The organism is Dorea sp. 210702-DFI.3.125 (assembly GCF_020560945.1).
Taxonomy (GTDB): Bacteria; Bacillota; Clostridia; order Lachnospirales; family Lachnospiraceae; genus Dorea; species Dorea formicigenerans.
Genome location: NZ_JAJCNF010000051.1, coordinates 1 through 8,021, shown reverse-complemented (window position 1 = coordinate 8,021; position 8,021 = coordinate 1). Strand labels below are relative to the sequence as shown.

Sequence of the window (8,021 nt, the reverse complement as noted above, 5' to 3'; positions counted from 1 at the left end):
TAGATAGATATTTATATCATCAAAAGCATACTCGTTGAAGTAGGAATGAAACATAAAAGTTTATAACTTTTTATAAGTTTTCAGTAACGGCGATATAATGGTTACATATTCTGATTTGATTCAGTTTTATATATTCATTGTTGCCCTTGTTGGTCTTTGCTATGAGATTTTCAAGGATAAAAGAAAATAGCCGCCAACTACTACCAATAGTTGACGGCTGTTAAAATAATAGTTAATTATATTATTGGATAGCCGCTTGCGGTTTCCCTTTTCATATTTTTAACATATCATATTTGAAAATATGGCGCAAGAGGAGATTGATAATCTGTGAATTGCGGGAAAAGGATATTTAATACGAAAAAATAGTTGACAAACGCAAGAGTGTATGATAATCTATTCAAGGACTGCCGAAGACAGTAGGTGTGCGATGCACGTAAGGACAGAATACAAGGACGCCTACCGAGGGATGATCGATACAAAATGTATGATTTGCAAACCTCTATTGTCTTAGGATATAGAGGTTTTATTTTATATCTATCGGCGGTGTATAACCCAAAATCTAATAAGGAGGTGCACCATTCGTGGCAAAAGTTGAATTAAAACAACCAGTAGTACAGGCTATTGCAGAGGACATCAAAGATGCAGCAAGTGTTGTATTAGTTGACTACCGTGGACTGACTGTTGCTGAGGACACAGCTCTTCGTAAACAGCTCAGAGAAGCAGGTGTAATCTACAAAGTTTGTAAGAACACAATGATGAAGAGAGCTTTTGAAGGAACTGATTTCGCTGCTTTAGATGAGCACTTGGAAGGACCAAGCGCTATCGCAATTTCTAAAGACGATGCAACAGCTCCGGCAAGAGTCATTTGCAATTTCGCAAAAGATGCTAAGGCTCTTGAGTTAAAAGCAGGTGTTGTAGAAGGCACTCTTTATGATGTGAACGCTCTTAACGAGTTAGCTAAGATTCCATCAAGAGACGTACTTATTTCCAAATTGCTTGGAAGCTTACAGTCACCTATCACAAATCTTGCTCGTGTACTTAATCAGATCGCAGAGCAGGGTGGAGCTGAGGCTTGTGAAGCAGCTCCAGCAGCAGAAGAAGCTGCAACAGAGGAGTAAGAGTAGATAATACTCGCCCCTGTCTGATCTCACAGAGACGGACATAAAACTATTTCATAATAAAAATGTTAAAAATGGAGGAAAATAAAATGGCAAAGTTAACAACAGCAGAATTTATCGATGCTATCAAAGAGTTATCTGTATTAGAGTTAAATGATCTTGTAAAAGCTTGTGAAGAAGAATTTGGCGTATCCGCAGCAGCAGGTGTTGTAGTAGCAGCAGCTGGAGCAGAGGGTGGAGCAGCAGAGGAGAAAGATGAGTTCGACGTAGAGCTTGTATCCGCTGGTGCAGCTAAAGTTAAAGTTATCAAAGCAGTTCGTGAGATCACAGGTCTTGGACTGAAAGAAGCTAAAGAGTTAGTAGACGGAGCTCCAAAGGTAGTTAAAGAGGGTGCTTCCAAAGCAGAGGCTGAGGACATCAAAGCTAAACTTGAGGCTGAGGGTGCAGAGGTTAACCTTAAATAATTTCAGACTTCAGAATTTTAAAGACCGTTCCAAAAGGGGCGGTCTTTTTTTGTGCAATTCAGGGAAATTTTTTTGCTTTTCTGGAGATTTATAAATACAAAGTCTAGCTACAATTCTGACTATATTAATTTGTAAAAAATATCTAGACATGATATATCAACTATGGTACAATCTTTTCAAGCATTATATTTCCAAGATCTTGAAGGTTTGTACCATTTCTATTTTCAATATATTTTCTAGGAATTTTCAATGCTTGAATTACCACGATGAACAAGCAGAAGGGATTCTTAGAAAACTTAGAAACAGTCAGGAGGAGAGTCCTTTCGAACACAGAAGAAGGAGGATACTGAATGACAAAAAGTATGAAGGCAGTAAGGGACAGAAAAACGGATAACAGAAGAATCTCACAAAATATGGAAAAAGCCTTTAAGAAAATGGCACAAGTATTTGGGTATCCAAATCGCGAGTACAAAGACCGGGTGTTCCGAATGTTGCTGAAGGAACCCAAAGTAGCACTGGAAGTTTACAACGCTATGAATGGAACTTCGTACGACAATCCAGACGAACTGATTATAACAACGTTGGAAAATGCAGTTTATTTAGGTATGAAGAATGATGTGTCATTTATATTGGGAACACAGTTGGTTTTATATGAACATCAATCAACGCCGAATCCTAACATGCCATTACGGAATCTGGCATATGTGGCTTGCGTTTATATGGCGTATGTATTTGGGGATAATTTGTATGGACGGAAGTTGATTAAGATACCAGAACCAAGATTTGTAGTATTCTATAATGGAACAGACAAGATGCCGGAACAGAGTGTTTTGCGTTTATCAGATGCTTATGAAAGTAAATCTGAAGAATTGGATTTAGAACTGAGGATCCGATTCATAAATATAAATCCTGGATATAATGAGGAAATGGTAGAAAAAAGTCCGACATTATATCAATATGTGAAATTTGTGGATGCAGTTCGCAAATATCAGCAGCAAATACCATTCCCGGAAGCAGTGGAAAAAGCAATTGACGAATGTATCAAAAAAGGTATTCTTGCAGAGTTTTTAAGGAAGAATAGAGCAGAGGTGTTAAGAGTGAGCATATTTGAGTATGATGAAGAAAAACATATGAGGATGGAACGAGAAGAAAGTCGGGAAAATGGAATTGCGATTGGAATAGTTAAGACCGCTCAAAAGTATCATGCAGAGAAAGAACAGATTATCAATCAAATCAGTGATGAATTAAATGTGTCACATCAGGAAGCAGAAACAATATATTCTGAAGTAGAAGAGTATATAAAAACATCTCAAGAAGAAAAATAATAAAAAAATATGCAAGTTGCATAAAAATACTTTGCTAAAAGTGTGCAATACCGCTGAGATTACCAAATGTAATTGACGGCGGTATTTTTTATTACTATAATATAGATAAATGAAACGGGTTTCAGAAACACGTTTCACAAACAGAAGAGAAAAAGACATGAATAAATAAAAAGACAAGAAAAGGAGAGAAAGAGTTATGAAACTGGCAGTTGTAGGAAGTATTAACACAGACATGACTGTAACAGCAGAGAGAATTCCGCTTAAAGGTGAGACATTGATGGGCGACAGTTTGAGTTATATCCCGGGTGGAAAAGGTGCGAATCAGGCAGTTGCGATGGCAAAGCTTGGTGCTGAAGTCGAGATGTTCGGCTGCGTTGGTAATGATGACAATGGACGCAGAATGCTGGACAATCTGAATCGTGTTGGCGTAAAGACAGAGCATATCCAGGTTCTGGAAGGCGTGCCGACAGGAATTGCGATGATTACAGTTGGTGAGAGTGACAATACAATTATTGTTGTTCCGGGAGCAAATGGGAAAGTTGACAAGGCTTATGTAGATGGAATCAAAGATGAACTGGTGAAATATGACATGGTAGTTCTTCAGCATGAGATTCCGCTTGAGACAGTTCATTATATCGCAGAGTTTTGTTACGAAAAAAATATTCCAGTCGTACTGAATCCGGCACCGGCAGCAGAAGTGCCGATGGATATCATCGACAAAGTTACATACGTGACACCAAATGAGCATGAAGCAGTGCTGATTTTTGGAGACGAGTTGAGTACAGAAAATCTTTTGAAGAAGTATCCGGAGAAGCTTGTGATTACACAGGGATCCCGAGGAGTGTCTACATGCCTGAAAAATGGAGAAGTGCTGACAGTACCGGCAAGAAAAGCAAATGTAGTGGATACGACAGGAGCAGGAGATACGCTGAATGGGGCATTTTCTGTAAGAATTGCAGCAGGTGATGATATGAAGAGTGCTCTTACTTATGCGAATGTAGCGGCAAGCCTTTCCACGGAGAAATTCGGTGCACAGACAGGAATGCCGACAGCAGAAGAAGTTGAAGACGAATTAGTTGAAAAATAAGACTGTGGAGAATAGTGAAAAGTGACGAGTATAAGAGAAGTTGCCCGAATTGCCGGTGTGTCTCCGGCGACGGTATCCCGCGTTATGAATGGAACGGCGAAAGTGAACGAAGAGAAGCGTAAACGAGTAGAAGCTGCCATTGAAGAGACTGGATTTCGTCCAAATGAACTGGCAAGAGCGCTATATAAGCAATCATCGAAGATGATCGGAGCCATTGTGCCGGATATTGAAAATCCTTTCTTTAGTGAACTGGCAAAGGCTGTGGAAGACGAAGCGTATAAAAATGGATATCGGATTATGCTCTGCAATTCTGGCGATGATCTGGAAAAAGAGATGGCAAATATCCAGATGTTCCAGCAGTTACAGGCAGATGGAATTATCATAACGACAAACTGTGCGGAAACTGGAAGGATTTTAAAGAATTGTCCGGTTCCGGCTGTGCTTGTAGATTGCAAGCTGGATAATATCGGAGAACATGCATTTGTTGAAGCAGATAATTATCAAGGTGGCTGTCTGGCAACACAACATTTGTTGGAATGTGGATCTAAAAAGATTGTCTGCATGAAGGAACCGACCGGATATTCCAGTGGTCGTAAACGGTATAAAGGATACGCGGATGTGTGTAAAAAATATGGATTAAAAGAAAGAATTGTGGATTGCTGCTATGATTATGAAAGCGGACTTCGCGCCGCAGAAGAAATTTTGAAAAAATATCCAGAAGCGGATGGCGTGATTGCCGGCAATGACATTGTGGCGATGTCAGTATACAAAGTTTTTACGCGGCACGGGAAAAAAATTCCCCAGGAAATCCAGCTTGTTGGATTCGATGATGTCGGATTTGGAAAACTATTTATTCCAGAGCTGACGACTATTCACCAGCCAATTCGTGAAATGGGACATTTGGCTGCGGAGATTATCATCAAAGCAGTGAATAAAGAACCCTATGAAAAAGAAAATGTATTTGGAGTTGAATTGGTGAAACGGGAGACGACAAAAGAAAAAAACATGGTGATGTGTGTGGACTCGGAAGATTCTTGAGTTTCTGCAAAATCTAATCAAAAAATGGATGATTTAAAAGTTATTTATAACAGCATAAGGATGATAATGCAGTTGTGGATAAAACTGCGGAAACACAAGGGAGGATTTTATTGACATTCGCGAAAATTGAAGATATACTCAAAGGAAAAAGCAAGAAAAATAGATATGAGTTATAAAATGAGACGCTAAACGAATAGAGAGCGAGGAATATAAGTGGAGAAACTTGAAAGCCGTTCTTTGGCAGAGCAAGCAGCAGATAATATTGAACAGTTGATTATTGAAAATCGCTGGACTCCGGGGGAGAAGCTTCCAAATGAGATGGATATGGTAGAAAAATTGGGTGTTGGAAGAGGAACTGTCCGCGAAGCAATTAAGATATTGGAATCCAGAAATGTAGTAGAGATACGAAGAGGAAAAGGCACGTTTGTATGTGATAACATTGGAAAGGTAGGAGATCCTTTAGGATTTAGATTTGCATCGGATAAAAAAAAACTTGCAGAAGATTTAAGCGATTTTCGTGCTATGTTGGAACCACAAATTGCAGAAATTGCTGCCCAAAAAGCAACGGATAAGGATATAGAGGAATTACAAAGGCTTTGTAGTGAAGTGGAACATATGATTATAAATGGTGAAAATTACAGTGAACGTGATGTTGAATTTCATACAAAAATTGCAAGTGTTACAGGTAATTCTGTTGTAGAACAAATCATTCCATTAATTGCACAAGGTGTATCGATTTATGTAGACTTAACGAATCATGAATTGGCAGGTACTGCAGTTATTACACATCAGAAAGTAGTAGATGCGATTCGGAATCATGACTCTGATGCGGCATATGAAGCGATGAAAGCACATATGAAGGAAAATCGAGAAAATCTCGAATTGTTAAAGAAAAAATAATACGGAAAAGAAAGTTGAAAATGATAGTTTAAAGTGTATTGGTTTTTTGGAGACTTACAAGTTAATTAAAAATCCCAAGTGAATTGCAGGGTTGAAAGATTTTGCAGTTCACTTGGGATTTTTTTGTTGAAAGGTGTAATTTCAAAAAGGAGCGTTTTTTTTTGTATATGTTTTACAAAAAATAGTGGAAATGTTTTGTGATAATCCCAATTGAAAATTCAAATACAAAACTATATAATTAAAGACATCATACGACATGATGATATGAAGATAAGACTATAAGATGAGGAAGGAGAAAAATGAGAAGAAGTAGTGATATTTTAAATGGAGCAGAATGGGCAAATGTGAGAGCGCTATATAAATCGTCAGGTTTTACTGGGGCTGAATTAGAAAATCCAATTATAGCTGTAGTGACTGCTTTCAATGAGGTTTGTCCGGGGCATATTGTGTTAAAACAGTTAACGCAAAGAGTGAAAGAAGGAATTTATGCTGCAGGCGGTACGCCGGTAGAAATTGGAACAATAGGTGCCTGTGATGGCGTGGCGATGAGCCATAAAGGAATGCAGTATATTCTTCCTACACGCGAAATGATTGCGGATGATATTGAAGCAATGGTGGAGGCACACAGACTTGATGGTCTGGTTATTATCGGTTCTTGTGATAAAATAGTTCCAGGAATGTTGCTTGGTGCACTTCGTGTAAATTTGCCAACGGTATTTGTAAATGGAGGGCCTACACTCCCGGGAAGAATGCGAGAAGGAAATCCTTATGGAGGGGAATATATTGACCATTCTATTATTCAGCAGTCAGAAGGAGCGTTAAAAAGTGGGGCAATTACACAAGAAGAATTTGATTGGATTGAAAATAATGCAGTGCCAACAATTGGTTCCTGTGCAATGCTTGGAACCGCGAATACGATGTGTTGTCTGGCGGAAGTTATGGGGATTTCTTTACCGGGAAGTGCAACCATTCCAGCAGTGTATAGTAGAAGGCAGGGTATTGCGTTTGAAAGCGGTAAAGCGGTAATGAATCTTTTAAAGAAGGATATCTGTATAAAAGATATCATAACAAAAGATGCAATATTGAATGCCATAAAAGTCAATTCTGCAATTGGAGGGTCAACAAATGCAGTTTTACATTTGTTGGCAATTGCTTATGAAGCGGATGTTGATTTGGATATTTTTGAGTTTGGTAAAGTGAGTATGTCTGTTCCGCATATGGTTCCAATGATTCCAGCCGGACAATATACCTTATTAGATTTTTATGAAGCCGGAGGAATTCCGGTTATGATGAAGGAATTAGCAACGATATTAGATTTGAATGGTATAACATGTACAGGATGTACTTCAAAGGAAAATATTGAAAAATTTCAAAACAAAAATCCAGATGTAATAAGAAGTTTCAAAAATCCAGTGCATAGTCGTGGTGGAATAGCAGTATTAAAAGGAAATGTTGCACCGGATGGTGCGGTAACAAAGCCGTCTGCAATTCCGGAAAGCACACTTCTATTCAGAGGTCCGGCGAAAATATATGAAAGCGAGCAGGATGCATTGAGTGGAATTAGAGCAAAACAAGTGCATGGTGGAGAAGTTGTTGTAATTCGCAATGAGGGACCTAAAGGTGGACCTGGAATGCCAGAAATGTATAAGGTTATGAAAGTGTTGGTAGGAATGAATCTTGGAAGCAAGGTATGTGTGATCACGGATGGTAGATTTTCCGGTTCCAATAATGGATGTTTTGTTGGCCATATATGTCCAGAGGCTTTGGATGATGGACCGATTGCATATTTACAGGATGGAGATGTGATTACTGTAGATGTGTTAAATGGTACAATTGAAGCAGAGGTTGATTTTGATCTGAGACGGAAAGAAAAAACAAGAAAAGAAGTTGAGCCGGTAAAAGGATGCCTTTATCAATATAGAAAAAATGTTGCAACGGCATCTAAAGGGGCATATATAGCAACTAGAAATGAAATGTAAATCCGAAAAGAAAGATATAAAGGAGGATAAAAATGTCAGGAGCTTTTTTAGTATTTAACTCAAACTTCCCACACCAATAAGGTGTGCTGAACCTTGATAACTCTATATTT

Annotated in this window: 8 protein-coding genes and 1 other annotated feature; all 8 genes read left to right on the top strand. The window is 38.6% G+C overall.

Features of this window, described 5'->3' with window-relative positions:
• Positions 1–97 precede the first annotated feature (97 nt).
• The 8 genes from LI164_RS15230 to LI164_RS15195 all read left to right on the top strand — a co-directional run bounded on the left by LI164_RS15230 (position 98) and on the right by LI164_RS15195 (position 7,911).
• Entirely contained in the window at positions 98–190 is a 93-nt protein-coding gene (locus LI164_RS15230) for a putative holin-like toxin (protein ID WP_227087355.1), read from the top strand.
• A gap of 199 nt (positions 191–389) precedes the next feature.
• Positions 390–536, top strand: a sequence feature (ribosomal protein L10 leader region).
• A 45-nt stretch (positions 537–581) separates the two neighbouring features.
• Entirely contained in the window at positions 582–1,118 is a 537-nt protein-coding gene (gene rplJ / locus LI164_RS15225) for a 50S ribosomal protein L10 (RefSeq protein ID WP_005332105.1), read from the top strand.
• Between the two features lie 89 nt (positions 1,119–1,207).
• Positions 1,208–1,582 (top strand): 50S ribosomal protein L7/L12, encoded by a 375-nt coding sequence (rplL, locus tag LI164_RS15220; RefSeq protein ID WP_005338550.1) that lies wholly within the window; start codon positions 1,208–1,210, stop codon positions 1,580–1,582.
• Positions 1,583–1,932: 350 nt separating this feature from the next.
• Complete coding sequence (locus LI164_RS15215; protein ID WP_029732443.1) at positions 1,933–2,907, top strand: hypothetical protein; 975 nt, start codon at positions 1,933–1,935, stop codon at positions 2,905–2,907.
• A 196-nt stretch (positions 2,908–3,103) separates the two neighbouring features.
• The gene (rbsK, locus tag LI164_RS15210) at positions 3,104–3,994 is read left to right on the top strand and encodes a ribokinase (protein WP_021841946.1); all 891 of its coding nucleotides are present in this window, start codon (positions 3,104–3,106) and stop codon (positions 3,992–3,994) included.
• Positions 3,995–4,015: 21 nt separating this feature from the next.
• On the top strand, positions 4,016–5,032 hold the full coding sequence (locus LI164_RS15205) for a LacI family DNA-binding transcriptional regulator (protein WP_117657965.1): 1,017 nt from the start codon (positions 4,016–4,018) through the stop codon (positions 5,030–5,032).
• Positions 5,033–5,245: 213 nt separating this feature from the next.
• On the top strand, positions 5,246–5,932 hold the full coding sequence (locus tag LI164_RS15200; RefSeq protein WP_227087354.1) for a FadR/GntR family transcriptional regulator: 687 nt from the start codon (positions 5,246–5,248) through the stop codon (positions 5,930–5,932).
• Between the two features lie 299 nt (positions 5,933–6,231).
• Positions 6,232–7,911, top strand: coding sequence for a dihydroxy-acid dehydratase (locus tag LI164_RS15195; RefSeq protein WP_117657964.1), 1,680 nt, complete (start codon positions 6,232–6,234; stop codon positions 7,909–7,911).
• The last annotated feature ends 110 nt before the right edge of the window (positions 7,912–8,021 follow it).

What these genes read in the sequence shown, in the direction of transcription:
- LI164_RS15230 (WP_227087355.1), top strand. Translation starts at nt 98, where the DNA reads ATGGTTACATATTCTGATTTGATTCAGTTTTATATATTCATTGTTGCC.
- rplL (WP_005338550.1), top strand. Translation starts at nt 1,208, where the DNA reads ATGGCAAAGTTAACAACAGCAGAATTTATCGATGCTATCAAAGAGTTA.
- LI164_RS15215 (WP_029732443.1), top strand. Translation starts at nt 1,933, where the DNA reads ATGACAAAAAGTATGAAGGCAGTAAGGGACAGAAAAACGGATAACAGA.
- rbsK (WP_021841946.1), top strand. Translation starts at nt 3,104, where the DNA reads ATGAAACTGGCAGTTGTAGGAAGTATTAACACAGACATGACTGTAACA.
- LI164_RS15195 (WP_117657964.1), top strand. Translation starts at nt 6,232, where the DNA reads ATGAGAAGAAGTAGTGATATTTTAAATGGAGCAGAATGGGCAAATGTG.